Raw genomic sequence first — 26,204 nt, 5'->3', positions numbered from 1 at the left:
CCCTAGTAGTCGCTGAGCGCGTGGATGGCGAAGCTGCGGGCGTAACCGGCCGGATCGCTGCCGTCCCAGGTGCGACCGTCGAACAGGGTGCTGCTGCGCCGGGTCGGCGGTACCGCCAGCCCCAGGTCGGTGGCGGCCTGCCGGTACAGCTCGGTGCACTGCACGGCCTCGGCGATGGCCAGGTAGTCCGGCTCCTCGCGCAACAGGCCCCAGCGGCGGAACTGGGTCAGAAACCAGAGGCCATCGGAGAGATAGGGTGGATTGACCGCGCCCTGGCGATGGAAGGCCAGGGGGTGCTGGTCTTCCCAGTGGCCATCGAGGCCGTCTTCGTAGTGACCGAGAAAGCGCTGGGCGAGCAGCGCCGCGTCGGTGTCCACGTAGTCGGCGCCGCTGATCAGCTGGGCGGTGCCCAGGCGATTCTCGCGACTTTCCTCGATGAAGCGACTGGCGTCGAGCAGGGTGCGGATCAGCGCCCGCGCGGTATTGGGATAGCGCTCGGCGAAGTGGCCGGTGCACGCCAGCACCTTTTCCGGGTGGTCCGGCCAGATCGCCTGGGTGGTGGTCAGGGTGAAGCCCTGGCCGCGCGCCACGGCGGCGGCGCCCCAGGGTTCGCCGACGCAGAAGCCGTCGACCCGGCCGGCGGCCAGATGCTCGGGCATCTGCGGTGGCGGCACCAGCGCGGTGCGCACGTCCTGCAGGGGATGGATGCCCTGGGCCGCCAGCCAGTAGTAGAGCCAGAAGATATGGGTGCCGGTGGGAAAGGTGTGCGCCAGGGTCAGCGGTCTGGCGTCCGGCTGGCGGATCCGTTCCACCAGGGAGGCCGTGTCCCGGACGCCTTCCCGGGTGAGGCTACGCGCCAGATTGAGGCTCTGACCGTTCTGCGCCAGGCTCATGAGCACCGCCATCGGCGTGGCGGGCGCGCCGCCCAGGCCGAGATGGGCGCCATAGACCAGGCCGTAGAGGCAGTGCGCGGCGTCGAGCTGGCCGTTGAGCAGGTTGTCGCGCAGCGCCGACCAGGAGGGCTGGCGGTGCAGATTGAGCGTCAGGCCATGGGGTTCGCCAAAGCCCTGGGTCGCCGCCACGATCAGCGAGGCAGCATCGCTCAGGGGCAGGAAGCCCAGGTTGAGCTCCGGCTTTTCCGGGGCATCCGAACCCGCGACCCAGAGGTGCGCGGCGTGGGGGGAAGGCTGGGCAGGCATGGTGTCTCCGGCAACTGACAGACGCCAGGGCGCCTCTCTGTGCACCGCTATGGGCGTCTCGACTAGGGCCTGCACCATTATGGTGACAGGCGCGGCACCATCACCGGGCGCTTTCATTGCCAGGGCGCCTGCGGGACAGCGCCTTTGCAGCGGTCCGCGGCGCGGCGAACGAGGGCGACGCCGGCTGAGGTCTGTCAGAAGCGGGGCAAAACCCGCGCCAAGTCGCGGGTTGCCGGCGGTGGACTACTTCTGCGGAATCAGCAGCAGGCGGTCGCGCCCATAGACGCGCTCCAGATTCTGCGGCTGCAGCGGCAGGCTCTGGTATTGCCCGCGGGTCCAGCCCTTGCCCGGGGTGCCGACCTGGCTCGCCTGCAGCGGTTCGGCCAGGCCGAAGTCCACCACCAGGCGCAGCGCCGGCGCCAGCCAGACCCGGTCGTTGCCGCCCCAGTGACTGGCGGTCAGGTCCAGGGTCGAGCCGTCGCCACCATAGGCGTTGCCGTCCTGGCGGTGCAGGCGGCCCCATTGCCAGCTGGCGCGATCGCTACCCAGCCGGACTTCGCAGGTGGCGACGGCCGCGGCCAGGGCGCGGGCGAAGATCGCCGGCTTGTCTTCGTGGGCGGCGGTGCTGACGTCATCCCAGTAGGGACTGTCGTCACGCGCCAGGAGGTGATCGACGATGGCGTTGTAGCCGGTGTCGCTGAGGGTGGTGAAGGCCTGCCAGGCCGGACTCCTGGTGCCACCCAGCTCGTCGGCGAAGGTCTGTTCGGCCAGGGCCTGGAGAAAGGCTTCGTAGAGCGCCGCGTCACCGGAGCCGGCGGCCAGGCGGCCGTCGAAGCCCTGCAGACGCCGCAGGGCCTCTTCCGCCTGCGGGCGCTGGCCCGCCGAGAGGGCGGCGATGGCCTGGCGCAGCGGCGCGGCGAAGCCGGGGGAGTCGAGCTGGGTCTTGAGCTTGGCGGCCAGGGTGGTGGTCTGGTCCTGCTGCAGGGCCATGGCGTCGCGGCCATCGAGGCGCGCCGAACGGCCGGCGAGTTGCGCCAGGCGCTCCTGACGCTCGGGGCCCGACCAGTTGCTGGACAGCTGCATGCCGTAGCCACGCGGTACCACGCGCTGGTTGGCGGCGCCCAGCCAGCCCTGGGCCGGATCCTGGTCATAGGGGTGCAGCATGGGATCGGCGTAGCCATCCCAGGCGTAGCGCTCGTCCCAGCCGGGCGAGGGCAGCAGACCCAGGCCGCTGCGGCGGTTGGGATAGCGCCCGGTCACCTGCCAGCCGATGTGCTCGGCATCGGCGAACACCAGATTCCAGTCGCTGGCGCGCAGGTCGCGAGCCAGTTCGAAGGCGCGCTCCACATCCTTGGCGCGGGAGAGGTCGAAAAGGGCGTCCAGGCTCTTGTCGGCTTCCAGGCGACTGCTGCGCAGGGCCAGGCCGTAGCCGTTGGCGTCCGGCGCCAGGGCCAGATTCAGCAGCGGACCGCGGGGACTGGTATAGAGGGTCTCGCGCCGCGGCTTTTCACCGCGGACGAAAAAGGTCTCCACCCGCTCGCCGGCCGGCTGCCACTGACCGCCGCTCTGCACCTGCAGGCGACCGCCCTGGCGTTGCAGGCGTTCGAGGTAGAGGTCCTGGCTGTCGCCCATCAGGGTCGCGGCGCCCCAGGCCAGCTTGCCGTTGTAGCCGTCGAGCAGCAGTGGCAGACCGGGCAGGGTGGTACCCACGGCCTCGAAGCGCGGCGCCCTCAGGGTCACCAGGGTAAAGGGCGACTGGCCGACGGCACTGACCTTGTCCACCGCGAGCAGGCTGCGGCCGCTGCGGGTGTGCCCCGGGGTGGCCGCCCAGGCGGTACCGGTGGGGCCGCCGAAGGGCGCCTGCTCCGCCAGTTGCCGCTGGACCTGCAGCAGGGCTTCGAGCCCTGGCAGCTGGCCGCGCAGATTCAGGCCGCGCAGCTTGGCGGTCTCCTCGTCCGGCAGGGGTTCGTCCGGGTAGGTGGGCAGGAGCCAGGCCAGGCGCTCGGGACCGACCTGGGTGGCCAGGGCCAGCGCCGCGGTTTCCTTGCGCAGGTCCACCGCCTGGGCGAAGTTGAGCAGTTCGAAGAGCAGGGCGCTGTCTTCGGCCTTCCAGTATTCGGCGCGGTAGTCGTGGCCATCCAGCTGGACCCGTTCGCCGGCGCGATAGAGATAGGCGTTGACCCCCCGGGCATAGACCTCGAAGAAGGCCTTCATCCGTGGCGAGGCGTTGCCGTAGGCCACCTGGGCGGCCTTGCGCAGGTCCACGGCGCGCATGAACCTGTCGCTGTCCAGGCGGCTTTCGCCGTAGGCCTCGGCCAGCCGACCCTGGGCCAGCAGGCGCAGCTCGACCATCTGCGCCAGGCGTTCGCTGGCATGGACGTAGCCGAGGGCGAACAGGGCATCGTGAAAGGTGGTGGTCTCGATCAGCGGCTGGCCGTCGGCATTGCGGCGCACCGAGGCGGTCTGCGCCAGGCCGCGCAGCGGCAGGCTGCCCTTGAGTTGCGGCTGGCTGCGGGTCGGCTGCTCTTCGCCGAGGTACTGGCAGCCGGCGAGGGCGGTCAGCAGGCCGAGGGTAGCGAGACGCAGGGGCGCGCGCGGGCGAAACAGGAGAGGCGAGACCATGAACAGCGGACACTCCGGGCGGATGGATGCGAACGGGTGGCTAAGTTAGCAGGGTCCGGCGGGGGAGCAAGCCTCGGGCGAGGGGTGGCGCCTGGGCGCTGCCGACAGGTCGTCGGCAAGGGTGCCTGGCGCGGCACCAGACCGCTCAGCGCAGCGCCATCCAGATCAGCAGCGCGGCCTGGAACAGGCAGAACACCGCCAGGCAGCCGATGGCGAAGCGCAGCGAGATGTCATCGCGGCGATAGAGGGCGATGCGGTCCTCCAGCTGGCGCAGACTGGCATCGCGCTCGTCGATCACCCGGTCGCACTGCTCCAGCAGGGTGGCGCCGTCCAGCAGCGACAGCAGCTGCACCTTGTCGGCATTCCAGTCCTCGCGCAGCTGGCTGACCCGGGCGGCCCGACAGAGCTGCTGACGCTCGTCATCCGCTGCCGTCTCGACGGTGAAGCCCTGGGCGCCGAGCACGTGGTCGCGGCGCTTGCGGCTGTCTTCGTCGAGGGCGTCGCGGCGCGCCAGGGGCAGGTCCTGCACCCGGTAGTGGCTCCAGCGCAGGCGTGCCCAGGCGGCCGCCCGCGCCAGCAGGAAGCGTCCCAGGCCGCGTTCTTCCGGCTCGATCTGCAGACCGCGCTCCGGGCCGAGGCGGATTTCGCCTTGGCGATGGTCGACCCAGACCTCCAGCACGTTCACCTCGCGGTGCAGCAGCTGACCGGGAATCTGCACCGTCAGCCGCAGCAGGCTTTCCTCGTCACCATGGCGCTCGACCAGGCCGAGTTGCACGAAGCGCAGCGGGCGCGCGCCGACCCGGCGATCCGCCGGCTGCGGCATCAGCCGCAGCAGCTGAAAGCGCTCCGGCGGCAGGCTGGCCCAGGGATGGGGCTCGTTGGGTGCGGCCTCGACGGCCGGTGATGCGTGATCGGGGGTTTCCACGGACGGGCTCCAGCGGGTGCGCCGCCTGGGCGCCTTTGCTGGCTTATCGGCCGGCGCGCGAGGAACCTGAGCGCGCGACGAAGGCGGTCACGCGCTCGACCAGCGCGCGGGCCAGGGGCAGGTTGGGATCGTCGTAGCTGGGCAGTTGCGCCTGGAAGTCCGCCGGGGTGATGCGCAGCATGTGGTTCATGCCGGCAATGATGGCCAGTTCCGCATCCGGTTTGGCGCGCTGCAGGGCGCGGGCATCGTCGACCTCCACCTGGATGTCATGGGTGCCCTGGACGATCAGCGCCGGCGCGTGGATGCCGGCGAAGGCCCTGGCCGGATCCTGGCGGAACAGCGAGATCAGATAGGGCTGGACGCTGGGGCGGAACAGCACCAGCAATTCCTTCGGTACCTCGGGCACCGGGGTGCCGCGCAGCAACTGGTCGATGATCCACTGGGCACTGGCCAGGCCGGCCGGCGACAGCTTGCCCGCCAACTGCTCGCGCAGCACCACGTCGATGGGCCGGCCGCTGCCGGCCAGGGTCACCACCCCGGCGACCGGCACCCGGTCGGCGGCCAGACTGGCGATCAGGGCGCCTTCGCTGTGGCCGAGCAGGATCACCGTGGAAAAGCGCGGATCGGCGCGCAGCAGCCGGATCCAGCCGACCAGGTCGTCGACATAGCGCTCCACGCTGAGGCGACTCTCGTCCGGCTCGGCGCTGCGACTCTCGGCCACGCCGCGCTTGTCGAAGCGCACGCTGGCGATCCGCTGCCGGCCCAGGGCCTCGGCCAGCCGCTGCAGGGCCGCGTTGCGCGCGCCGGGGGCGTTGCCGTTGCGATCGATGGGCCCCGAGCCGGAAACGAAGAGCACCACCGGTTGCGGCCTGTCGCTACGGGGCAGGATCAGACTGCCCTTGAGCACACCGCTGCCGGTGTCGAGCTGGAGGGGACGATAGAGCACGGGATCGGCCGCCGTGGCGAGGGCGAGCAGGGCGAGGTACAGCAGCAGGGAGAACAGCAGACGCATGGCGGGAAGGGCACCGGAGAGCTGGGGTGTGGGGGCCTATCCCGCACACAATCCGTGTAAAAGACCACGGCGCGTGTAAAATCGCCCATTCCCAATTTGAATCTATACCTTTCACCCGTAGCGCGGAGCCCTCGCATGTCCGGCAATACCCTCGGCACGCTGTTTACCGTCACCACCGCCGGCGAAAGCCATGGCCCGGCGCTGGTCGCCATCGTCGACGGTTGCCCACCCGGACTGCCCCTGGACCTCGCCGACCTGCAGCGCGACCTGGATCGGCGCAAGCCCGGTACCAGCCGCCACACCACCCAGCGCCAGGAAGCGGACGAGGTGGAGATCCTTTCCGGGGTCTTCGAGGGCGTCACCACCGGTACCCCCATCGGCCTGCTGATCCGCAACACCGACCAGAAGTCCAAGGATTACTCGGCGATCAAGGACCTGTTCCGCCCGGCCCATGCCGACTACGCCTACCACCACAAGTACGGCCTGCGTGACTACCGTGGCGGCGGTCGCAGCTCGGCGCGGGAGACCGCCATGCGCGTGGCGGCGGGTGCCATCGCCAAGAAGTACCTGGCCACCCAGGGCATCCGGGTGCGCGGCTACATGAGCCAGCTGGGTCCCATCGAGATCCCCTTCAAGACCTGGGACAGCGTGGAAGAGAACGCCTTCTTCAGCCCCGATCCGGACCGGGTGCCGGAGCTGGAGGCCTACATGGACCAGCTGCGCCGCGATCAGGATTCTGTGGGTGCGCGCATCACCGTGGTCGCCGACGGCGTGCCGCCGGGGCTGGGCGAGCCGATCTTCGATCGCCTCGACGCCGAGCTGGCCTATGCGCTGATGAGCGTCAACGCGGTGAAGGGCGTCGAGATCGGTGCCGGTTTCGCCAGCGTCGCCCAGCGCGGCACCGAGCACCGGGACGAACTGACCCCGGAAGGCTTCCTGTCCAACAACGCCGGTGGCGTACTCGGCGGCATCTCCTCCGGCCAGCCCATCGTCGCCCACCTGGCGCTGAAGGCCACCTCCAGCATCACCACCCCGGGGCGTTCCATCGACGTCCACGGCCAACCGGTGGATATCATCACCAAGGGTCGCCACGATCCCTGCGTGGGCATCCGCGCCACGCCCATCGCCGAGGCGATGATGGCCCTGGTGCTGATGGATCACCTCTTGCGTCACCGCGCCCAGAACGCCGAGGTGCGGGTGGGCACGCCCGTCCTACCGCAACTCTGATCAGCGGACGGACGATGCCGGTTCCCTATTGGCGGCTGTCGGGCTTCTATTTCGCCTACTTCGCGCTGCTGGGGGCCACGGCGCCCTACCTGGGGCTGTACTTCCACCACCTGGGCTTTTCCGGCACCGCCATCGGCCAGCTGGTGGCCATCCCCATGTTGATGCGGGTGCTGGCGCCCAATCTCTGGGGCTGGCTGGCCGATCGCACCGGCCGCCGGCTGAGCATCGTCCGCCTGGGCGCCGCCTGCACCCTGCTGTGCTTTTCCGGCATCTACCTGGGCCAGGGCTTCGCCTGGCTGGCGCTGATCATGGCCGGACATGCCTTCTTCTGGCATGCGGTGCTGCCGCAGTTCGAAGCCATCACCCTGGCCCACCTGCGCGACCAGCCACAGCGCTATGGGCGTATCCGCCTCTGGGGCTCCATCGGCTTCATCGCCGCGGTGGCGGGACTCGGCTGGGCCTTCGAATACGTCAGTCTGGATCTCTACCCGGCCTATCTGCTGCTGGTGATGGCGATCATCCTGCTCGCCTCGCTGGCGGTGCCGGGGGTCAAGGTCGATCCGGGCCAGCGCCCCGAGGCGCCGGCCGAGCCCTTCCTGACCACCCTGCGCCAGCCACGGGTGCTGGCCTTCTTCCTCGCCGCGGCGCTGATGCAGCTGTCCCACGGTCCTTATTACACGGTCTTCACCCTGCACCTGGAAGACCTCGGCTATGGCCGCGGCGTCATCGGCCAGCTCTGGTCGCTGGGGGTGGTCGCCGAGGTGCTGATCTTCCTGGTGATGCCGCAGCTGCTGGCGCGGCTGGCGCTCAACACCCTGCTGGTAGCCGCCTTTCTCATCGCCGCCGGGCGCTGGTTGCTGCTGGGCGCCTTGGCCGATCACCTGGCGGTGCTGCTGTTCGCCCAGTTGCTGCATGCGGCCACCTTCGGCTGCTTCCATGCCGCCGCCATCCAGTTCGTCCAGTCCCATTTCGACCGCCGCCGCCAGGGCCAGGCCCAGTCGCTCTATGCCGCCCTGTCCGGGGCTGGCGGGGCGCTCGGCGCGCTGTATGCTGGCTATGCCTGGCAGGTGTCCGGTGCCCTTGCCGCCTTTGCCGGCGCCTCCCTGGCGGCGCTGGCCGGGGCCTTCCTCATCCTCTTGTCCGTTAGGTCCAGTACGAAAAGTGCCTGCGCTCGGTGATGCTTCGTTGAAAAACACCTGGATCGCCAGCCCGGTCGCAATGCTCATTTACCTCTCGTAAACTCCGCTTCCTCAGCGTTTTGATTCGCTGGCGCTCACCCTCTGGGCCAGCCGTTGGCTGTTACTCCCGTTGGTCGTTGCGCCTCGCCTGACCGTCGCTCGGCGACTTTTCGTACAGAACCAAGGAGAACCCTCCATGATCCAGCAGCGTGAGCAACTGGCCCGGGAAATCATCGACGCCGGTCGCTTCCTCTATGGTCGCGGCTGGTCGCCGGCCACCAGCAGCAACTATTCGGTACGGCTGTCCGACAGCCGCCTGCTGCTGACCGTGTCCGGCAAGCACAAGGGCCAGCTGGAGCTGGACGACATCCTCGCCACCGATCTCGACGGTGCGCCGCTGGAGCCCAAGAAGCCATCCGCGGAGACGGCGCTGCACACCCAGCTCTATCGCTGGCAGCCGGAGATCGGCGCCGTGCTGCACACCCATTCAGTGAACTCGACGGTGCTGTCGCGCCAGCTCGAAGGGGATCGCCTGCTGCTGGACGGCTACGAATTGCAAAAGGCCCTGCACGGCGTCACCACCCACGAGGTGCGGGTGGAGATCCCGGTGTTCGACAACGACCAGGACATCCCGCGCCTGGCCGACAAGGTGCAGACCTGGCTGAACGTGCACCCCGACTGCGTGGGGTACCTGATCCGCGGACACGGCCTCTATACTTGGGGCCCGCGCATGGCCGATGCCCTACGCCACGTGGAAGCCTTCGAATTCCTCTTCGAATGCGAACTCAAGACCCGGAGCCTGCGTCCATGAGCCGATTGACCGTCTACCACGATGCCGAACCGCGCCAGCCGCTGAAGGTGATCAGCGATGGCGAGCACATCGCCGCCACCCTGGCCGAGGTCGGGGTGCGTTTTGAGCGCTGGCAGGCCACCGCCCCGGTGGCACCCGGCGCCAGCCAGGAAGAGGTGATCGCCGCCTATCGGCCGGAGATCGATCGCCTCATCCAGGAGCGCGGCTACCAGACCGTCGACGTCATCAGCATGCATCCCGAGCATCCGCAGAAGGAGGCGCTGCGCGCCAAGTTCCTCGAAGAGCACCGGCACAACGAGGACGAGGTGCGCTTCTTCGTCGCCGGGCAGGGGCTCTTCACCCTGCACATCGACGATCACGTCTACGCCGTGCTCTGCGAAAAGGACGACCTCATCTCGGTGCCGGCCGGCACCCCGCACTGGTTCGACATGAGCGAGTCGCCGTCCTTTGTCGCCATCCGGCTGTTCGACAATCCCGACGGCTGGGTGGCCCACTTCACCGGCGTCGACATCGCCCAGCGCTTCCCGCGCCTGGAGGTCGAGGCGTGACGATCAAGGCCATCCTCACCGATATCGAAGGCACCACCAGCGCCGTCAGCTTCGTCTTCGACGTGCTCTTTCCCTATGCCCGCGAGCACCTGCCGGCGCTGGTGCGCGCCCAGGCCGGGGAGCCGGCGGTGGCGGAGCAGCTCGACGCCGTGCGCGCCGATGCCGGCGAGCTGGACGCCGGCGTGGAGCGGGTGATCGCCATCCTCCTGGAATGGATCGCCACCGACCGCAAGGCCACCCCGCTCAAGGCCCTGCAGGGGAAGGTGTGGGAGCAGGGCTATCGCGCCGGCACCCTCAAGGGGCACGTCTATCCCGACGCGGTCCAGGCGCTGCGCCAGTGGCACACGGCCGGGCTGCCGCTGTACGTCTATTCCTCGGGCTCGATACAGGCGCAGAAGCTGATCTTCGGCTGCTCGGAGCACGGCGACCTCTCCCCTTTGTTTTCCGGGTATTTCGATACCCTGACCGGCGGCAAGCGCGAGGCCGCGTCCTATGCGCGCATCGCCTCGGCCACCACCCACGAGCCATCGGACCTGCTGTTTCTCTCCGACGTGGTGGAAGAGCTGGATGCCGCGCGCCAGGCGGGTCTGCCGACATGTGGCCTGGTGCGTGCCGGTGGCCAGCTCGGCGATCATCCGTGCGTGGCGTCCTTCGCCGACATCGATCTCGCGGCCTTCGCCTGAGAGCCTGGACAAAGGCTGCTGCGCGTCGGCCAAACGGCGTTGAAAATGGCTTCGGAATGCTCATTTACCGCTTGTAAACTCCGCTTCCTCAGCCTTTTTCGCCTTGTTTGTCTCTAGCTCGCGAGCCTTTGCCCTGGCTCTGAATACCCTCGGCCGGCGCCGCTGCCAAGCGAGCCGGCCGAACTCGACGCCGCTCTTGCCAGTCCCAATTGACGAGACCTGTGTCCTCGCAACGGGAGTCGCGACATGATCAATTCCACCATTGGCGGTGTACTGGGCTTCATCGTCTTCCTGCTCGACATCTGGGCCATCGTCAACGTCATCCGCAGTGACAGCACCAGCAACGCCAAGATCGGCTGGACCGTGCTCATCATCGTGCTGCCGGTGATCGGCCTGATCGCCTGGGCGGCCGCCGGCCCGCGCGGCAATCGCTCGGCCACCGCGCCCACCCACAAGGGTTAGCCAGCACAACACTGGAGCCTGTCACATCCAGCTCTTACAATGCCCGGCTTTTGGCCGGGCATTGCTCGTCTCGGCCTGCCACCTGCGGAGATCGACATGAGCGACTACCTGGAAACCCTCTACGACGGCTATGGCCAGCGCTTCACCGTCGAGCGCATGCTGCACGAGGTGCGCACCGAACATCAGCACCTGGTGATCTTCCAGAACGCCGTGCTGGGCAAGGTCATGGCCCTGGATGGCGTGATCCAGACCACCGAGGCCGACGAATTCATCTATCACGAGATGCTCACCCACGTGCCCCTGCTGGCCCATCCGGCGCCCAAGCGGGTGCTCATCATCGGCGGCGGCGACGGCGGCATCCTGCGCGAAGTGGCCAAGCACCAGGGGGTCGAGCACATCACCATGGTCGAGATCGACGGTTCGGTGGTGGAGATGTGCAAGGAGCACTTCCCCGGCCATTCCGCGGGTGCCTTCGAGGATCCGCGGCTGAATCTGGTAATCGACGACGGCATGAACTTCGTCGCCAACACCACCGAGCGCTACGACGTCATCATCTCCGACTCGACCGATCCCATCGGCCCGGCCGAGGTGCTGTTCTCGGAGAACTTCTACCAGGCCTGCCATCGCTGCCTGAACGAGGGCGGCGTGATGGTGGCCCAGAATGGTACCCCCTTCCTGCAACTGGACGAGGTCAGGACCACCGCCGGCCGGATGTCCGGGCTGTTCGCCGACTGGCACTTTTATCTGTCAGCGGTGCCTACCTACATAGGGGGCGTCATGACCCTCGCCTGGGGCAGCAAGGACGTGACCTTGCGTCGGCAAGATGCCGAAACCCTGGCGCAGCGCTACAGTGATACAGGCATCCAGACCCGTTACTACACCCCGGAGCTGCATGCTGCTGCCTTTGCTCTACCTCGATACGTGCTGGAGGCCATCGGCAAGGCGTAAGCCCTGGCGGTCGCGGCACCGTTCGAGTTTTCAGCCGCGACTCGCCGGACGTCGGTAGCGACGCTTCGGCGAGAAGATCATCCGAACCAGAGGAGGGTTGTCCTATGTCCTTGTCGTTTGCCGATGATGTGAGCTTGAACCTGCTGCAGCGGATGAAGGAGGGCGGCTTCGATTTCGCCCGTTTCCATCCAATCGACTTCTTCGCCATCTTCGCCGATGAAGGCAAGGCCCGCATCGCTGCGGACCAGTTTCACGGCGAGTCCCTCAATGCCCAGGTGATGCCGCACGAAGAGGGGGGTTGGCATCTGCAGGTCAGCAAGGTGATGTTCGCCACCCACGCCACCATCGACGATTTCGAAAGCGATCTGGAAGCGGTGGTGGTGCCCCTGGGCGGCCAGCTCGACGGTTGGGGCGTGACCCAGGAAGTCAGCCGCAGCTCTGCCTGATCCAAGCCCTGCCGAGGCGGCATCCCGCCGGGGATGCCCGTCTCACCCTCTGAAATCACCCCGCCGCTCAATCATCGCACTTTCCGCCTGCCGCACCGTCTTAGGCTCATGACGGAAACGTTGCGGTGCATGCGCACGCTTACGTGCCTGGCTTTGGTGCACCGCGCGACCCGATGCCGCGCAAGAGCTTGATCTACAAGCCTCTTGCGCTGGCACGCGGCTTGCGAAGCTGCACCGTGGGTGACAAGGAGATCGGCATGAGCCGCCAACTGTATAACGAGATGTATGACGTCCAGGCGCAATGCCGACCGCACTATGGTCGCTATGCGCAATGGCTGAGCGAGACACCCCCGGAACTCCTGGCCCAGCGGCGGCGTGAAGCCGACCTGCTGTTTCATCGCGCCGGTATCACCTTCACCCTCTATGGCGACGAGCAGGGCACGGAGCGCCTGATTCCCTTCGATGCGCTACCGCGGGCCATTCCCGCCAGCGAATGGCAGATCATCGAGCGCGGCTGCATCCAGCGCGTCCAGGCGCTGAATCTCTTTCTCCACGACCTCTATCACGACCAGCGCATCATCAAGGCCGGGGTCATTCCCGCCGAGCAGGTGCTGGCCAACGACCAGTACCAGCTGGCGATGCAGGGGCTGGACCTGCCCAACGGCATCTATGCCCATATCGCCGGGGTCGACCTGGTGCGCGATGGCGACGGTGCCTACTACGTGCTGGAAGACAACCTACGCACCCCCAGCGGGGTGTCCTACATGCTCGAGAACCGCAAGATGATGATGCGGCTGTTTCCCGAGCTGTTCACCCTGGAGCGCATCGCGCCCATCGACCACTATCCGAATCTGCTGCTCGACACCCTGCGCAGTTCCACCCCGGTCAACAACCCCACGGTGGCGGTCCTCACCCCGGGTCGCTTCAACAGCGCCTACTTCGAGCATGCCTTCCTGGCCCGGGAGATGGGCGTGGAGCTGGTGGAGGGCGCCGATCTGCTGGTACGCGACGAACAGGTGTTCATGCGCACCACCTCGGGCTTCCAGAAGGTCGACGTCATCTATCGCCGCCTCGACGACGCCTTCCTCGATCCCCTGGCCTTCAATCCGGATTCCCTGCTTGGCGTCCCTGGCCTGCTGGCGGCCTATCGCGCCGGCAACGTCATCCTGGCCAATGCCATCGGCACCGGAGTGGCCGACGACAAGTCGATCTATCCCTATGTCCCGGAGATGATCCGCTTCTATCTCAGCGAAGAGCCGATCCTCTACAACGTGCCCACCTGGCAGTGTCGCAAGCCGGACGAACTGTCCCATGTGCTGGCCAATCTGCCCGAGCTGGTGGTCAAGGAAGTCCATGGCTCAGGCGGCTACGGCATGCTGGTCGGCCCCACCGCCAGCAGCATGGAGATCGAAGCCTTCCGCGCCCGGCTCAAGGCCAATCCCAGCGCCTACATCGCCCAGCCCACCCTGTCGCTGTCCACCTGCCCGACCTTCGTCGAGAACGGCATCGCGCCGCGGCACATCGACCTGCGGCCCTTCGTGCTGTCCGGGCGCAAGACGCGCCTGGTGCCCGGTGGCCTGACCCGGGTCGCCCTGCGCGAAGGTTCGCTGGTGGTGAATTCCTCCCAGGGCGGTGGCACCAAGGACACCTGGGTGGTGCAGGACTAGATCGCCACAGAACAGTGGCCGCCCCGGCGGCCTCGCAAGGACCTTTGAAAGGCGACCCCACCATGTTGAGTCGTACCGCTGCCGATCTGTACTGGATGTCCCGCAACCTGGAGCGCGCCGAGAATCTCGCGCGGATGCTGGACGTCAGCTATTCGCTGTCGATGATGCCGCAGAGCGGGCAGGGCGGAGGCCTGGACGAGCTGGCCATGCCGCTGCTCATCACCGGCACCCTGGATGACTACCGGGAAAAGCACGGCGCCCTGCACCCCGAGCGCCTGCTGCATTTCTTCGCCCTGGACGAGCGCAACCCCGGCAGCATCTATTGCTGCCTGCAGGCCGCGCGCAGCAATGCCCACGCGGTGCGTGGACGCATCACCGCCGACATGTGGGAGAACGTCAACTCCACCTGGCTGGAGATGCGCGAGATTGCCGTCACCGGTCTGATCCGCTTCGGCATCAGCCGCTTCTGCGAATGGGTCAAGGAGCGCTCCCACCTGTTCCGCGGCGCCACCGTCGGCACCATCATGAGAAACGACGCCTATCGCTTCATCCGCCTGGGCACCTTCGTCGAGCGCGCCGACAACACCCTGCGCATGCTCGACGCCCGCTACCAGGTACTGGGGGAAGAGGAGGCGGAAGCCATCAGCGACGCCTCCGCCCGCGGCTTCTATCAGTGGAGCGCCCTGTTGCGCGCCCTGAGCGCCTTCGAGGCCTACACCGAGCTCTATCGCGATGCCCTCAACGTGCGCAATGGCGCCGAACTGCTGCTGTTGCAGGAAGACCTGCCGCGCTCGCTGCTGGCCTGCGTGATCGAACTGCACCGGGTGCTGGCCAGTCTGCCCGGCGAGAACGGCCGCGAGGCCAAGCGCCTGGCGGCCGGTCTCGAGGCGCGGCTGCGCTATACCAGCATCGACGAGGTGCTCGAAGAAGGACTCCATGCCTGGATCGGCGACTTCATCGTCCATGTCCGCCAGCTCGGCAGCGCCATCAATACCGCTTACCTGGAGACCGTATGAGACTCGCGATTCATCACGAAACCCTGTATCGCTACGCAGACCAGGTACGCGCGAGCATCCAGTACCTGCGGCTCACGCCCCAGGATGATGCCCGTCAGCGGATCCTCGGCTGGGAGCTGGCCTTGCCACGGCCGGCGCGGGCGCAGCGCGATCCCTTCGGCAACATCCTGCATGTGCTGACCCTGGATACGCCGCACGACGCCATCACCATCACCGCCAGCGGCCAGGTGGAGATCGACGAGACCTTCGAGGCGGAACCCTGCCAGGCCTCGGCCTTTCCCTTCCTGCGCCAGACCCGGCTGACCGAGGCCGACGAGGCGCTGACCGCCTTCGCCCGCGAGGTCTGCGACGGTCGCCGCGATCGCGACACCCTTATCCAGCTGATGGAGCGCCTGCACGAGCGCATGACCTATGTGCCCGGCTCCACCGAGGTGGACGGCAATGCCGCCCAGGCCTTCGCCAAGGGCGCCGGGGTGTGCCAGGACCATGCCCATGCCTTCCTGGCCTGCGCCCGCAGCCTGGGGATCCCGGCGCGCTATGTGTCCGGCTATCTGTGCACCGACGACAGCGCGCACCTCTCCAGCCACGCCTGGGCGGAAGCCTGGCATGACGGCGCCTGGTACAGCTACGACGTCACCAATCGCCTGGCCCGGCCGGAGCGGCACCTACGGCTGGCCATCGGTCTGGACTACCTGGACGCCTGTCCCGTGCGCGGCATGCGCCGCGGCGGCGGGGTGGAGCACATGGAGGCCAGGGTGCTGGTCGAGCCCTTGCAGCAGGCGCAGCAACAGCAATAATCGGCGCTGCCCATAGCAGACGAAAAGGCGGCCAGGGGCCGTCTTTTCTTTTGCTGTCGGGCGCTGTCGCGTCGACCGTTCGATCAGCCGAGGTTCGCATGACCTATTGCGTCGCCATGAAACTGCAAGATGGCCTGGTATTCGTCGCCGATTCCCGTACCAATGCCGGGGTCGACAACATCGCCACCTTTCGCAAGCTGCACCTGTTCCGTATCCCCGGCGAGCGCCTGATCGTCATCCAGTCGGCAGGCAATCTGGCCACCTCCCAGGCGGTGATCAGTCTGCTGCGACAGCGCCTGGACAGCGAGCAGGACAACCTGCACGGCGTACCCACCCTGTACGACGCCGCCCGGCTGCTGGGGCAGACCCTGCGCGAGGTCCTGCAGCGCGATGCCGAGGATGCGCCCAGCGGTCACGGCCTGGACCTGAGCTGTTCCTTTCTGTTGGGTGGGCAGATCCGCGGCGCGGAGCCGGAGCTGTTCAATCTCTATCCCCATGGCAACTTCATCAGCGCCACCGAGGACACGCCTTACTTCCAGATTGGCGAGAGCAAATATGGCAAGCCCATCCTGGATCGGGCGCTGTCCTTCGCGACGCCGCTGGAAGAAGCCCTGCGCTGCGCGCTGCTGTCCTACGACGCCACCATTCGCAGCAACCTGTCGGTGGGGCTACCGCTGGATCTGGTGGTCTATCCGCGCGATCGGCTGGCGCAGGTCAGCAGTCACCGGATCGACGAACAGGATCCCTACTTCCAGGCCCTGCGCAAGGGCTGGGGGGAAGGGCTGCGTGATCTGCTGGCAGCCTTGCCGGCAGCACCTGCGGATTACTGGCGCTAGGGATCAGCCAAAGAACCGCGAGAGGTTGGGGATGACCAGCACAACGGTGGTGACGATGAGCACGAAACTCGCCTGGCGCCACTTGGGGACGGGATTCTTGAACATGACTCGGGGCCTTTATTGTTAGCTGTTTAGAGCCTTTACGTCTTCAGCGGGAAGCGCTTGCGCAACAGCGGCATGCAGTTACTGATACCCGCAGGCTTGAGCACTATCCAGTAGCTATAGAACATAAATTTCAGTTTTGTGGCGATAACCGGCCAGGCGGTTATCAGAAATGTCGTACCAGGGGATTTTTCCTTTGCTTTCAGGTGATTAGGAAACTGCGTGCGACGCTACCGTTGGTCGGAGGTATCAGTGGTTTTGAGCGAGGGAAGAGCGACCAGCCGGTCATCCCGTGAACGGAGCAGGGCGGAGCCCCTTATAGGTCCTGAATGCAAATGTATGAATCGATTGAAGAAAAAGCTTGCCATCGAAATCGCCTTTGCCTATAGTTGCGCGCCTCGGTGATGCAGATGCAGCCACTGAGCAAATCTGGTGAGGTGTCCGAGCGGTTGAAGGAGCACGCCTGGAAAGTGTGTATAGGAGAAATCTTATCGAGGGTTCGAATCCCTCCCTCACCGCCAGATTAAGAAACCCCTGAGAGCCCAGCTCCAGGGGTTTTTTCTTGCCTGCGATTTGGCCAGGCCCTCCGGGGATCAGGCAGCCTGGGCAAAGGTCGCGGCGGTATCCCGGGCGTTGGGCAGCACGGCGGTCAGCTGTTCCAGGTCGATGCTGGCGAACAGCGGGCCGCTCAGGTCCTGGACCTTGCTGTCGCCGGCATTCTCGTGCAGCACCTCGGCCACGGCGACCGCCTGGGCCACGATCAGCGCATAGCCGTTGCCTTCCGGCGCCTGCAGCGGGCGGGCCTGATAGCCGATCGCATCGCGCAGCACCTGGGGCAGTTGCCAACGACGCGCCAGCTCGGCGCCCACTTCCGGATAGCCAAAGCCCAGTTGCAGGGTCTCGTCGGCGGCGCGATGGCTGCTGGCGGTGGTCCGACCGGCCAGGCTGGGGGCCAGCTCCGGCGCACCGCTCTGGATCAGCAACTCACCGATGTCATGCAGCATGCCGCAGGTAAAGGCGGTTTCCTGGTCCAGGCCGGCCTGCTTTGCCAGCGGCTTGCACAGGCTGGCGACCAGGAAGCTGTTGTACCAGAAGGCCTGCAGATCGAAGCCGGGTGCGGCCTTGAAGCCGCCGGCGAAGGCCGAAGCCAGGACCAGGGTGCGCAGGGTGTTGAAGCCCAGGCGCAGGGCGGCGTCTTCGATGCTGGTGGATTCGCGGGCGCCGCGGAAGCGCGCCGAGTTGGCCAGCCGCAGCACCTTGGCGGCGATGACCGGGTCACGCGCCACGGTGCGCGACAGGGTTTCGATGCTGGTGTTGGGGTCGTCGAATTGCCGGATCAGGACCTGCGCCACTTCGGGGACGTTGGGCAGGTTGTGCAGCTGGGCAAAGAGGGTGTCGAGTTGCATGGGCGTCTCCGCGGAAAAGGGTTACATCTCCTTACACCCTCGTCATCGGTCGCCTGCGCGGATTTCTGTAGTCGCCATGTGACGATCGGTCGCAGCGCGGGCGACCAGGACCAGGTGGCCGCGCAGGATTGCCTTGCCGGTCAGGGACTTGCCGAGAGAAAGCCAAGCATGCCTGGCTGCGTCATTACCGTTCGTCGAGGGCGAAATCGACCTGGCTCAGGCCCGCTGTGCTGGCTTCCAGCACCCAGCCGCGACGGTCCCAATCGCCCAGCACGATACGTTCGGCCGGCTGGCCATCGAGCAGCAGCTCATGACGGGCGGGTCTGTGGGTATGGCCGTGGATCAGCGTGGTCACCCGGGCGGTGCGCATTTCCCGCTCGACCTCGGCCTCGGTGACATCGGTGATGTCCATGGCCTTGGCCCGGGTCTGCTGGCGACTTTCGCTGCGCAGCTTGCGCGCCAGCTGCTGGCGGCTGGCCAGCGGCAGGTGGCGCAGGACGAAGAGGGTGAGGGGGTTGCGCAGGATGCGGCGCAGCTTCTGGTAGCCCTCGTCGCGGGTGCAGAGGGTATCGCCGTGCATCAGCAGCACGCGACGGCCGTGGAAGTCGGCGATATGGCGATCCGGCAGCAGGCGGCAGCCAGCCTGGCGGCAAAAGGCCTTGCCGATGAGAAAGTCGCGATTGCCGTGCATCAGGTAGAGGGCCGTGCCGCTGTCAGCCAGCTGGCGCAGGGCCGTGGCGATCTCCTGCTCGAAGGCACCCATGGCGTCGTCGCCGATCCAGGCTTCGAACAGATCGCCAAGGATGTACAGGGCCTCGGCACCGCGGGCGCGGGTTTCGAGGAGATGCAAAAACGCCCGGACCAGGTCCGGGCGTTGCGGTTCGAGATGCAGGTCGGAGACCAGTAGGATCACTCGACGATCTCGGCCTTCTCGATGATCACGTCTTCGCTCGGCACGTCCTGGTGACCGGCCTTGCTGGTGGTGGCGACGCCCTTGATGGCGTTGACCACGTCCATGCCTTCGACGACCTTGCCGAACACCGCATAGCCCCAGCCCTGGCTGGTGGGCGCGGTGTGGTTGAGGAAGGTGTTGTCGGACACGTTGATGAAGAACTGCGCCGAGGCGGAGTGCGGGTCCATGGTGCGGGCCATGGCGACGGTGCCGATCGCGTTGGAGACGCCATTGTTGGCTTCGTTCTTGATCGGGGCGCGGGTCGGCTTCTGCTTCATGCCCGGCTCGAAACCACCGCCCTGGACCATGAAGTTGCTGATCACACGGTGGAAGATGGTGCCGTCGTAGTGACCGCTCTTGACGTATTCCTTGAAATTGGCCGCGGTTTCGGGCGCCTTGTCCTCGAAGAGTTCCAGGGTGATGACGCCGTGGTTGGTGTGCAGCTTGATCATGGCAGCGAATCCGTAGCTAAGGGGGACAGCATCCAGACCCGGCGAAGGCCTCAAGGGTTTCGCCGGGACTTGACGGGTTGGGCTATGATACGGGTTTACCTTTGCCCGGCCTACCCTGGCCGCGCGTCTGCCCAGTTAAGGATCCCATGAGCAAGCCGACTTCCGACTCGTCCACCGCCGCCAAAGCCGCCCCCGCGCATTTCCTGCGGCAGATCGTCCAGGCTGACCTGGACGCCGGCAAGCAGGCCAAGATCGTCACCCGCTTCCCCCCGGAGCCCAACGGCTACCTGCACATCGGCCACGCCAAGTCGATCTGCGTGAACTTCGGCCTGGCCAAGGAATTCGGCGGCGATTGCCATCTGCGCTTCGACGACACCAACCCGGCCAAGGAAGACCAGGAATACATCGACGCCATCAAGAGCGATGTGCACTGGCTGGGCTTCGACTGGGCCGGCGAGGTGCGCTACGCCTCCAGCTACTTCGACCAGCTCTACGCCTGGGCCGTCAACCTGATCGAACAGGGCCTGGCCTATGTCTGCGACCTCACCCCCGAGCAGGCCCGCGAATACCGCGGCAGCCTCACCGAGCCGGGTCGCAACAGCCCCTTCCGCGACCGTTCGGTGGCCGAGAACCTGGACCTGTTCGCCCGCATGAAGGCCGGCGAATTCAAGGACGGCGAAAAGGTGCTGCGCGCCAAGATCGACATGGCCTCGCCCAACATGAACCTGCGCGATCCCATCCTCTATCGCATCCGCCACGCTCCTCACCACCAGACCGGCGATGCCTGGTGCATCTATCCGAGCTATGACTTCACCCATGGCCAGTCCGATGCCCTGGAAGGCGTGACCCACTCCATCTGCACCCTGGAGTTCGAGGACCATCGCCCGCTGTACGAGTGGTTCCTGGCCAAGCTGCCGGTGCCGGCGCAGCCGCGCCAGTACGAATTCGCCCGCCTCAACCTGAACTACACCGTCACCAGCAAGCGCAAGCTCAAGCAGCTGGTGGACGAAGGCCATGTGCAGGGCTGGGACGATCCGCGCATGTCGACCCTGTCGGGCTATCGCCGTCGCGGCTACACCCCGGCCGCCATCCGCAACTTCTGCGAGATGATCGGTGTGACCCGCTCAAACGGGGTGGTCGACGTCGCCATGCTGGAATTCGCCATCCGCGAGGACCTGGACCAGAACGCCCCGCGCGCCATGTGCGTGCTGAAGCCCCTCAAGGTGGTGATCACCAACTACCCCGAGGGCCAGGTGGAAAACCTGGAACTGGCGCGGCATCCCAAGCAGGACCTGGGCGTGCGCCAGCTGCCCTTCACTCGTGAGCTGTACATCGACCAGGGCGACTACGAAGAGAATCCGCCCAAGGGCTACAAGCGCCTGGAGCCGGGTGGCGAGGTGCGCCTGCGCGGCAGCTACGTGATCCGCGCCGACGAAGCCATCAAGGACGCCGACGGCAAGGTCATCGAGCTGCGCTGCAGCTACGATCCGGACACCCTGGGCAAGAACCCCGAAGGCCGCAAGGTCAAGGGCGTGATCCACTGGGTGCCGGCCGAAGGCAGCGTGGAGTGCGAGGTACGCCTCTACGATCGTCTGTTCCGTTCGGCCCAGCCGGAGAAGAGCGAAGAGGGCGGCAGCTTCCTCGACAACATCAACCCCGAGTCCCTGGTGGTGCTCAAGGGCTGCCGCGCCGAGCCGTCCCTGGCCCAGGCCCAGCCGGAAGATCGCTTCCAGTTCGAGCGCGAAGGCTACTTCTGCGTCGATCTCAAGGATTCGGCGCCTGGCAAGCCGGTATTCAACCGCACCGTGACCCTGCGCGACTCCTGGGGGCAATGATGGCGCTGCACCTCTACAACACCCTGACCAAGACCAAGGAAGCCTTCACGCCGCTGGTGCCGGGGCAGGTGCGCATGTACGTCTGCGGCATGACCGTCTATGACTACTGCCACCTGGGCCATGGCCGCAGCATGGTGGCCTTCGATGTCATCACCCGCTGGCTGCGCCATAGCGGCTATGACCTGACCTACGTGCGCAACATCACGGACATCGACGATAAGATCATCAACCGCGCCAACGCCAACGGCGAGCCCTTCACCGACCTGGTGGCGCGGATGATCGAGGCGATGCACGAGGACGAGGCGCGGCTGAACATTCGCAAGCCCGACCAGGAGCCGCGCGCCACCGATCATATCGACGGCATGCACGCCATGATCCAGACCCTGATCGACAAGGGCTACGCCTATGCCGCGGGCAATGGCGACGTCTACTACCGGGTCAATCGCTTCGCCGGCTACGGCAAGCTGTCGCGGCGGCGCGTCGAGGACCTGCGCATCGGTGCCCGCATCGAGCCGGGCGAGGCCAAGGAAGATCCGCTGGACTTCGTGCTGTGGAAGGCCGCCAAGCCGGGCGAGCCGAGCTGGCCGTCGCCCTGGGGCGAGGGGCGGCCGGGCTGGCACATCGAGTGCTCGGTGATGTCCACCTGCTGCCTGGGCGAGACCTTCGACATCCACGGCGGCGGCAACGACCTGGAGTTCCCGCACCACGAGAACGAGATCGCCCAGAGCGAGGCGGCCACCGGCAAGACCTACGCCAATGCCTGGCTGCACTGCGGGATGATCACCATCAACGGCGAGAAGATGTCCAAGTCCCTGGGCAACTTCTTCACCCTGCGCGAGGTGCTGGAGAAGTATCACCCCGAGGTGGTGCGCTACCTGCTGATCGCCAGCCACTACCGCAGCCCGATCAACTATTCGGAAGACAACCTGCGCGAAGCCAAGGGCGCCCTGGAGCGTTTTTACCACTCGCTCAAGGGGCTGCCGCAGGCTCCTGCGCAAGGCGGCGAGGGCTACGCCGAGCGCTTCGCCCAGTGCATGGACGACGACTTCAACACCGCCGGTGCCTGTGGCGTGCTGTTCGAGCTGGCCCGCGAGATCAATCGCCTGCGCGAGAGCGATCCCGCCGCGGCGGCCGGCCTGGCCGGACGTCTGCGCGAACTGGGTGAGGTGCTGGGCGTGCTGCAACTGGAGCCGGAAGCCTTCCTGCGCGCCGATGCGGCGGGCCGGGTGGATGCGGCCGAGGTCGAGGCGCTGATCCAGGCGCGCCTTGCTGCTCGTGCCGAGAAGAACTGGGCGGAATCCGACCGTATCCGCGACCAGCTCACCGCCCTGGGCGTGGTGCTGGAAGACGGCAAGGGCGGCACCACCTGGCGCCTGGCGGAGTAGGTCCGCGATCAGGTGGATGATGGTTCTGCGTCATCCGCCTGTCTGGCCTGGTCCACCATCCCCGGAAAACGCTGTGCGGTTTTCCAGGCTACGAGGTGGGGGCCGTAGGGTGGACAGCGGCGCAGCCTTGTCCAGGTGCGTTCAAGTCCTCACCCGGAAAACGCTGCGCGGTTTTCCAGGCTACGAGGTGGGGCCGTAGGGTAGACAACGGCGCAGCCTTGTCCATGTGCGTTCAACTCCTCACCCGGAAAACGCTGCGCGGTTTTCCAGGCTACGAGGTGGGGGTCGTAGGATGGACAACGGTGCAGCCTTGTCCACCCTTCCTGGGCTCAGGGCTTCTTGCGCGCCTTGCCGAAACCCGGCGCCTTGCGCACCGACTTGACCTTGGGCTTGCCGTCTTCCACCCAGCGGCCCAGGGGCTTGTCGGATACCGGACCACCCACCTTGGGTTTCTTCGGCTTCTTGGGTTTCTTCATGACCAGGCCGCCCGGGCCGGTCTGGGGGACGCGATGGTCGGGGATGAAGTCCGGCTCGTCGCGGCGCATGAGGATCTGGCCGATCAGGGTCTCGATGGCCGCCAGCTGCTCCACTTCATCGGCGCACACCAGGGACACCGCCTGGCCCTGGTTGCCGGCGCGGCCGGTCCGGCCGATGCGGTGGACATAGTCCTCGGCGACGATGGGCAGGTCCAGGTTGACCACCAGCGGCAGGTCCTGGATGTCCAGGCCACGGGCGGCCACGTCGGTCGCGACCAGGATGTCGGCCTCGCCGGCCTTGAAGCGGGCGAGGGAACGCAGCCGTGCGGGCTGGGGCTTGTCGCCATGGATGGATTCCGCCGCCAGCCCCTCCGCCTGCAGCGCCTCCACCAGTTGCTCCACACCCTTGCGGGTCTTGGCGAACACCAGCACCTGGCCATGGCGACCGCTGCGATAGAGGTGCAGGAAGAGTTCGGTCTTGCGCTTCTTGTCGACCGGCACCACCCACTGCTTGACGGTGACCGCGGCGGTGTTGCGCGGACTGACGTCGATAGTCTGGGGATCGCGCAGCACCGGGGCGGCCAGCTGACGCACGGCGTCGGAGAAGGTCGCCGAGAACAGCAGGGTCTGGCGCTTGCGCGGCAGCATGACGAACAGCTCGCCCAGTTGCCGGGAAAAGCCCAGGTCGAGCATGCGGTCGGCTTCGTCCAGCACCAGCAGCTGTACCTGGTCGAAGCGCACGGCGTTCTGGTTGAACAGGTCGAGCAGGCGCCCGGGGGTCGCCACCAGCACGTCCACGCCCTTGCGCAGCTTCATCATCTGCGGATTGATGCTCACGCCACCGTAGGCCACGGCGGTACGCAGGGGCAGGTGCTGGGCATAGTCGCGCAGACTGGCATGGACCTGCTCGGCCAGCTCGCGGGTGGGGGTGAGGATCAGGGCGCGGATATGGTTTGGCGTCACCGCCGGGCCTTCCTGCACCAGTCGCTGCAGGAGCGGCAGTCCAAAGGCGCCGGTCTTGCCGGTGCCGGTCTGGGCGGCGGCCAGCAGGTCGCGACCGGCCAGCACCGCCGGGATGGCCTGGCGCTGGATGGGCGTGGGGGAGCTGTGCTCCAGGGCGGTGAGCGCCTGCAGCAGCGGATCTATGAGGCCGAGGTCGGCAAAGGTCATGACAGGCCCGGATGGCGTCGAAAAGGGAGCGAATTCTAGGCCGACTGTGAAGCGCGCTCAAACTTTGTAGCCAGGCGGCGGCTGCAGCCGGAATCCCGGCACGGCATAGTGGTCAGTTGCGTGGCTACAGGAGACCCCATGAGCGCTACCCCTACCTTGCCCCCGGTGTTGGCCGGCCCGCTGCTGCGGCGCACCGAAGCGTCCCGGTTGCTGCTGTGGCTGGTGACCCGCTCGGCCGAGACGCCCGTGCCGCGGCTGTGGCAAGGGGCGACCGAGCTCGGCGTGCAGGGGGAGACCCAGTGCCTGCGCCTGGGCGAGCAGGCCTACCTGCAGCTGATCGAGGTCCGGCCGGACACCGAGTTGCCCACGGACACCTTCCTCCGCTACGACCTGCAGCTGAGCGCCGGCGGAATCCGCGACTGGGCGCCGCACCTGCTCTCCGCCGAGGGCGAATTGCCGCGCTTCGTCCTGCGCGCGCGTTTCGATCATCTGCTGCATGGCTCCTGCCGCAAGCCCCACCATGCCTCGGCCGATGGCCTGATCGCCGTGGATCGCCTGCTGCAGGGCTGCACGATCCCTGAGGAGTCGCCGGCGGCGCTGCTGCTCACGGGCGACCAGGTCTATGCCGATGACGTCGCCGGGCCGATGCTGCTGGCGGTGCAGGCGCTGATCCGCCGCCTCGGGCTCTATGGCGAGGACCTCGAGGGGGCGGTGGTGGCGGACAGCGAGGCGCTGATGGCCCATGCCGCCAACCTCTACCACCGCGAGGACCTGCTGCCGGCCTTCAAGTCCAACCGGGCGCTGCGCGAGAAATTCTTCGGTGGAGTGGAGAAACCCATCTTCACCTCCACCAATGCCCACAACCACCTGGTGACCCTGAGCGAGGTGCTGGCGCTCTATCTGCTCTGCTGGTCGCCGACACCCTGGACGCTGATCGAGGTGGTGCCACCGGCGCTCGACGCCAAGGACGATGAGCGCTACGCCGCCGAATCGCGCTGCATCGAGAGCTTCGTCGCGACCCTGCCGCAGGCGGCGCGGGCCCTGGCCGGCGTGCCGACGCTGATGATCTTCGACGACCACGACGTCACCGACGACTGGAACCTCTCCGCCCGCTGGGAAGAGACCGCCTATGGCCATCCCTTTTCCCGGCGCATCCTCGGCAATGCGTTGCTGGCCTATCTGCTCTGCCAGGCCTGGGGCAACGCCCCGGAAGCCGTGGCCGAACCCCTGGCGGCCACGGCCCGGCTGCTGGACACGGCGGGTGACGACGGCAAGCTGGAGTGCCCGACGCAGAACGCCTGCATCGACGACCTGCTGCGCTTCCAGGGCTGGCACTACGTGCTCAAGACCAGCCCGCCGCTGATCGTGCTGGACACCCGGACCCGTCGCTGGCGCAGCGAGCGGCGCCTGGAGCACCCCTCGGGGCTGATGGACTGGGAAGCCCTCTGCGAATTGCAGCAGGACCTGCTGGACCATCCCTCGGCGGTGATCGTCTCGGCCGCGCCCATGTTCGGGGTCAAGCTGATCGAGGCGGTGCAGCGCATCTTTACCTGGTTCGGCCAGCCGCTGATGGTGGATGCCGAGAACTGGATGGCCCACCCCGGGGCGGCCAAGACCATGCTCAACATCTTTCGCCACCGCCGCACCCCGGGCAACTACGTGGTGCTCTCCGGCGACGTGCACTATTCCTTCGTCTACGACATCCGCATCCGGGACCGGCGCGGTGAGCCGCGGCTCTGGCAGATCACCAGCAGCGGCATCAAGAACGAATTCCCGCCGCGCCTGCTGGCGACCCTGGACCGGCTCAATCGCTGGCTCTATGCGCCCTGGTCGCCGCTCAACGGCTTCACCAAGCGCCGCCGCTGGGAGCTGCAGCCGCGCCTGCCGGATCGCCGCGAGGCTGGCGAGCGACTGTGGAACGGTGCCGGCATCGGCCAGGTGCTGCTGGACGGGGAAGGGCGCCCGGCGGTGATCCGTCAGCACAATGCCGATGGCTCGCCGGCCACCGAGTTCGTCGAGCGCCCGGCCTGAGGTCGGCGCCGCCGCGCC

At 67.0% G+C, this 26,204-nt stretch carries 23 protein-coding genes and 1 tRNA gene; 16 read left to right on the top strand and 8 right to left on the bottom strand.

The genetic code is table 11. From position 1 onward, the window contains the following. Nucleotides 1-2: 2 nt before the first annotated feature. From PSK12I2_RS0120715 to PSK12I2_RS0120700, 4 genes are all read right to left on the bottom strand, one after another. Complete coding sequence (locus PSK12I2_RS0120715) at nt 3-1,199, bottom strand: CmpA/NrtA family ABC transporter substrate-binding protein (protein WP_027599889.1); 1,197 nt, start codon at nt 1,197-1,199, stop codon at nt 3-5. A 243-nt stretch (nt 1,200-1,442) separates the two neighbouring features. Further along, nucleotides 1,443-3,821 (bottom strand): penicillin acylase family protein, encoded by a 2,379-nt coding sequence (locus PSK12I2_RS0120710; RefSeq protein ID WP_027599888.1) that lies wholly within the window; start codon nt 3,819-3,821, stop codon nt 1,443-1,445. Nucleotides 3,822-3,966: 145 nt separating this feature from the next. Next, nucleotides 3,967-4,746: a hypothetical protein gene (locus PSK12I2_RS0120705; RefSeq protein ID WP_027599887.1), complete on the bottom strand. Its 780-nt coding sequence runs from the start codon at nt 4,744-4,746 to the stop codon at nt 3,967-3,969. 43 nt (nt 4,747-4,789) lie between these two features. Continuing rightward, nucleotides 4,790-5,758: an alpha/beta hydrolase gene (locus PSK12I2_RS0120700; protein ID WP_027599886.1), complete on the bottom strand. Its 969-nt coding sequence runs from the start codon at nt 5,756-5,758 to the stop codon at nt 4,790-4,792. Nucleotides 5,759-5,893: 135 nt separating this feature from the next. On the opposite strand from PSK12I2_RS0120700, the gene aroC reads away from it, so the two are divergent. The 13 genes from aroC to PSK12I2_RS0120630 all read left to right on the top strand — a co-directional run bounded on the left by aroC (nt 5,894) and on the right by PSK12I2_RS0120630 (nt 17,000). Beyond that, the gene (gene aroC, locus PSK12I2_RS0120695) at nt 5,894-6,985 is read left to right on the top strand and encodes a chorismate synthase (RefSeq protein ID WP_027599885.1); all 1,092 of its coding nucleotides are present in this window, start codon (nt 5,894-5,896) and stop codon (nt 6,983-6,985) included. A gap of 14 nt (nt 6,986-6,999) precedes the next feature. Further along, a complete protein-coding gene (locus PSK12I2_RS0120690) occupies nt 7,000-8,163 on the top strand; it encodes an MFS transporter (RefSeq protein WP_027599884.1) in 1,164 nt (387 codons plus the stop codon). Between the two features lie 196 nt (nt 8,164-8,359). Next, nucleotides 8,360-8,974, top strand: coding sequence for a methylthioribulose 1-phosphate dehydratase (locus PSK12I2_RS0120685; protein ID WP_027599883.1), 615 nt, complete (start codon nt 8,360-8,362; stop codon nt 8,972-8,974). Next, the gene (locus PSK12I2_RS0120680; RefSeq protein WP_027599882.1) at nt 8,971-9,522 is read left to right on the top strand and encodes an acireductone dioxygenase; all 552 of its coding nucleotides are present in this window, start codon (nt 8,971-8,973) and stop codon (nt 9,520-9,522) included. Before PSK12I2_RS0120685 ends, PSK12I2_RS0120680 begins: the two co-directional genes overlap by 4 nt. Next, nucleotides 9,519-10,205 (top strand): acireductone synthase, encoded by a 687-nt coding sequence (gene mtnC / locus PSK12I2_RS0120675; protein WP_027599881.1) that lies wholly within the window; start codon nt 9,519-9,521, stop codon nt 10,203-10,205. The genes PSK12I2_RS0120680 and mtnC overlap by 4 nt, the downstream gene beginning before the upstream one ends. A gap of 249 nt (nt 10,206-10,454) precedes the next feature. Then, the gene (locus tag PSK12I2_RS0120670) at nt 10,455-10,667 is read left to right on the top strand and encodes a PLDc N-terminal domain-containing protein (RefSeq protein WP_026083979.1); all 213 of its coding nucleotides are present in this window, start codon (nt 10,455-10,457) and stop codon (nt 10,665-10,667) included. A gap of 96 nt (nt 10,668-10,763) precedes the next feature. Next, nucleotides 10,764-11,615 carry a polyamine aminopropyltransferase gene (gene speE, locus PSK12I2_RS0120665; protein ID WP_027599880.1) on the top strand — a complete coding sequence of 284 codons (852 nt, stop codon included), beginning with the start codon at nt 10,764-10,766 and terminating at the stop codon, nt 11,613-11,615. A gap of 104 nt (nt 11,616-11,719) precedes the next feature. Beyond that, nucleotides 11,720-12,061 carry a ribonuclease E inhibitor RraB gene (locus PSK12I2_RS0120660; protein ID WP_007159010.1) on the top strand — a complete coding sequence of 114 codons (342 nt, stop codon included), beginning with the start codon at nt 11,720-11,722 and terminating at the stop codon, nt 12,059-12,061. A 257-nt stretch (nt 12,062-12,318) separates the two neighbouring features. Further along, nucleotides 12,319-13,728: a circularly permuted type 2 ATP-grasp protein gene (locus tag PSK12I2_RS0120655; RefSeq protein WP_007159009.1), complete on the top strand. Its 1,410-nt coding sequence runs from the start codon at nt 12,319-12,321 to the stop codon at nt 13,726-13,728. Between the two features lie 62 nt (nt 13,729-13,790). Further along, nucleotides 13,791-14,744 (top strand): alpha-E domain-containing protein, encoded by a 954-nt coding sequence (locus PSK12I2_RS0120650; RefSeq protein WP_007159008.1) that lies wholly within the window; start codon nt 13,791-13,793, stop codon nt 14,742-14,744. Continuing rightward, nucleotides 14,741-15,541: a transglutaminase family protein gene (locus PSK12I2_RS0120645; RefSeq protein WP_027599879.1), complete on the top strand. Its 801-nt coding sequence runs from the start codon at nt 14,741-14,743 to the stop codon at nt 15,539-15,541. The genes PSK12I2_RS0120650 and PSK12I2_RS0120645 overlap by 4 nt, the downstream gene beginning before the upstream one ends. 98 nt (nt 15,542-15,639) lie before the next feature. Next, nucleotides 15,640-16,377 carry a proteasome-type protease gene (locus PSK12I2_RS0120640; RefSeq protein WP_007159006.1) on the top strand — a complete coding sequence of 246 codons (738 nt, stop codon included), beginning with the start codon at nt 15,640-15,642 and terminating at the stop codon, nt 16,375-16,377. A 533-nt stretch (nt 16,378-16,910) separates the two neighbouring features. After that, nucleotides 16,911-17,000 (top strand) — tRNA-Ser (locus PSK12I2_RS0120630). Nucleotides 17,001-17,072: 72 nt separating this feature from the next. Here PSK12I2_RS0120630 and PSK12I2_RS0120625 read toward each other — a convergent pair. The 3 genes from PSK12I2_RS0120625 to PSK12I2_RS0120615 form a co-directional block, all read right to left on the bottom strand. Then, on the bottom strand, nt 17,073-17,885 hold the full coding sequence (locus PSK12I2_RS0120625) for an HDOD domain-containing protein (protein ID WP_027599878.1): 813 nt from the start codon (nt 17,883-17,885) through the stop codon (nt 17,073-17,075). Nucleotides 17,886-18,069: 184 nt separating this feature from the next. Further along, nucleotides 18,070-18,798: a UDP-2,3-diacylglucosamine diphosphatase gene (lpxH, locus tag PSK12I2_RS0120620; protein WP_027599877.1), complete on the bottom strand. Its 729-nt coding sequence runs from the start codon at nt 18,796-18,798 to the stop codon at nt 18,070-18,072. Then, nucleotides 18,795-19,289 (bottom strand): peptidylprolyl isomerase, encoded by a 495-nt coding sequence (locus PSK12I2_RS0120615; RefSeq protein ID WP_007158996.1) that lies wholly within the window; start codon nt 19,287-19,289, stop codon nt 18,795-18,797. Before PSK12I2_RS0120615 ends, lpxH begins: the two co-directional genes overlap by 4 nt. Nucleotides 19,290-19,435: 146 nt before the next feature. On the opposite strand from PSK12I2_RS0120615, the gene PSK12I2_RS0120610 reads away from it, so the two are divergent. Together PSK12I2_RS0120610 and cysS are read left to right on the top strand one after the other, a co-directional pair. Then, nucleotides 19,436-21,124 (top strand): glutamine--tRNA ligase/YqeY domain fusion protein, encoded by a 1,689-nt coding sequence (locus PSK12I2_RS0120610; RefSeq protein ID WP_027599876.1) that lies wholly within the window; start codon nt 19,436-19,438, stop codon nt 21,122-21,124. Then, nucleotides 21,124-22,509 carry a cysteine--tRNA ligase gene (gene cysS / locus PSK12I2_RS0120605; RefSeq protein ID WP_027599875.1) on the top strand — a complete coding sequence of 462 codons (1,386 nt, stop codon included), beginning with the start codon at nt 21,124-21,126 and terminating at the stop codon, nt 22,507-22,509. Before PSK12I2_RS0120610 ends, cysS begins: the two co-directional genes overlap by 1 nt. A gap of 329 nt (nt 22,510-22,838) precedes the next feature. Here cysS and PSK12I2_RS0120600 read toward each other — a convergent pair whose 3' ends face one another. Then, entirely contained in the window at nt 22,839-24,155 is a 1,317-nt protein-coding gene (locus PSK12I2_RS0120600; RefSeq protein WP_007158993.1) for a DEAD/DEAH box helicase, read from the bottom strand. A 138-nt stretch (nt 24,156-24,293) separates the two neighbouring features. Here PSK12I2_RS0120600 and PSK12I2_RS0120595 point away from each other — a divergent pair, with 138 nt between their 5' ends. Next, on the top strand, nt 24,294-26,186 hold the full coding sequence (locus PSK12I2_RS0120595; protein WP_027599874.1) for a hypothetical protein: 1,893 nt from the start codon (nt 24,294-24,296) through the stop codon (nt 26,184-26,186). Nucleotides 26,187-26,204: the final 18 nt, after the last annotated feature.

Source organism: Pseudomonas sp. MOIL14HWK12:I2 (genome assembly GCF_000510745.1).
In the GTDB taxonomy this organism is placed as follows: domain Bacteria; phylum Pseudomonadota; class Gammaproteobacteria; order Pseudomonadales; family Pseudomonadaceae; genus Chryseomonas; species Chryseomonas oryzihabitans.
This window is presented reverse-complemented; position numbering and strand designations above follow the sequence as displayed.

Coding starts and splice junctions, on each gene's coding strand:
- PSK12I2_RS0120715 (WP_027599889.1), bottom strand. CDS start 1,199: ATGCCTGCCCAGCCTTCCCCCCACGCCGCGCACCTCTGGGTCGCGGGT.
- PSK12I2_RS0120710 (WP_027599888.1), bottom strand. CDS start 3,821: ATGGTCTCGCCTCTCCTGTTTCGCCCGCGCGCGCCCCTGCGTCTCGCT.
- PSK12I2_RS0120700 (WP_027599886.1), bottom strand. CDS start 5,758: ATGCGTCTGCTGTTCTCCCTGCTGCTGTACCTCGCCCTGCTCGCCCTC.
- aroC (WP_027599885.1), top strand. CDS start 5,894: ATGTCCGGCAATACCCTCGGCACGCTGTTTACCGTCACCACCGCCGGC.
- PSK12I2_RS0120690 (WP_027599884.1), top strand. CDS start 7,000: ATGCCGGTTCCCTATTGGCGGCTGTCGGGCTTCTATTTCGCCTACTTC.
- PSK12I2_RS0120685 (WP_027599883.1), top strand. CDS start 8,360: ATGATCCAGCAGCGTGAGCAACTGGCCCGGGAAATCATCGACGCCGGT.
- PSK12I2_RS0120680 (WP_027599882.1), top strand. CDS start 8,971: ATGAGCCGATTGACCGTCTACCACGATGCCGAACCGCGCCAGCCGCTG.
- speE (WP_027599880.1), top strand. CDS start 10,764: ATGAGCGACTACCTGGAAACCCTCTACGACGGCTATGGCCAGCGCTTC.
- PSK12I2_RS0120660 (WP_007159010.1), top strand. CDS start 11,720: ATGTCCTTGTCGTTTGCCGATGATGTGAGCTTGAACCTGCTGCAGCGG.
- PSK12I2_RS0120655 (WP_007159009.1), top strand. CDS start 12,319: ATGAGCCGCCAACTGTATAACGAGATGTATGACGTCCAGGCGCAATGC.
- PSK12I2_RS0120650 (WP_007159008.1), top strand. CDS start 13,791: ATGTTGAGTCGTACCGCTGCCGATCTGTACTGGATGTCCCGCAACCTG.
- PSK12I2_RS0120645 (WP_027599879.1), top strand. CDS start 14,741: ATGAGACTCGCGATTCATCACGAAACCCTGTATCGCTACGCAGACCAG.
- PSK12I2_RS0120640 (WP_007159006.1), top strand. CDS start 15,640: ATGACCTATTGCGTCGCCATGAAACTGCAAGATGGCCTGGTATTCGTC.
- PSK12I2_RS0120625 (WP_027599878.1), bottom strand. CDS start 17,885: ATGCAACTCGACACCCTCTTTGCCCAGCTGCACAACCTGCCCAACGTC.
- PSK12I2_RS0120615 (WP_007158996.1), bottom strand. CDS start 19,289: ATGATCAAGCTGCACACCAACCACGGCGTCATCACCCTGGAACTCTTC.
- PSK12I2_RS0120610 (WP_027599876.1), top strand. CDS start 19,436: ATGAGCAAGCCGACTTCCGACTCGTCCACCGCCGCCAAAGCCGCCCCC.
- cysS (WP_027599875.1), top strand. CDS start 21,124: ATGGCGCTGCACCTCTACAACACCCTGACCAAGACCAAGGAAGCCTTC.
- PSK12I2_RS0120600 (WP_007158993.1), bottom strand. CDS start 24,155: ATGACCTTTGCCGACCTCGGCCTCATAGATCCGCTGCTGCAGGCGCTC.
- PSK12I2_RS0120595 (WP_027599874.1), top strand. CDS start 24,294: ATGAGCGCTACCCCTACCTTGCCCCCGGTGTTGGCCGGCCCGCTGCTG.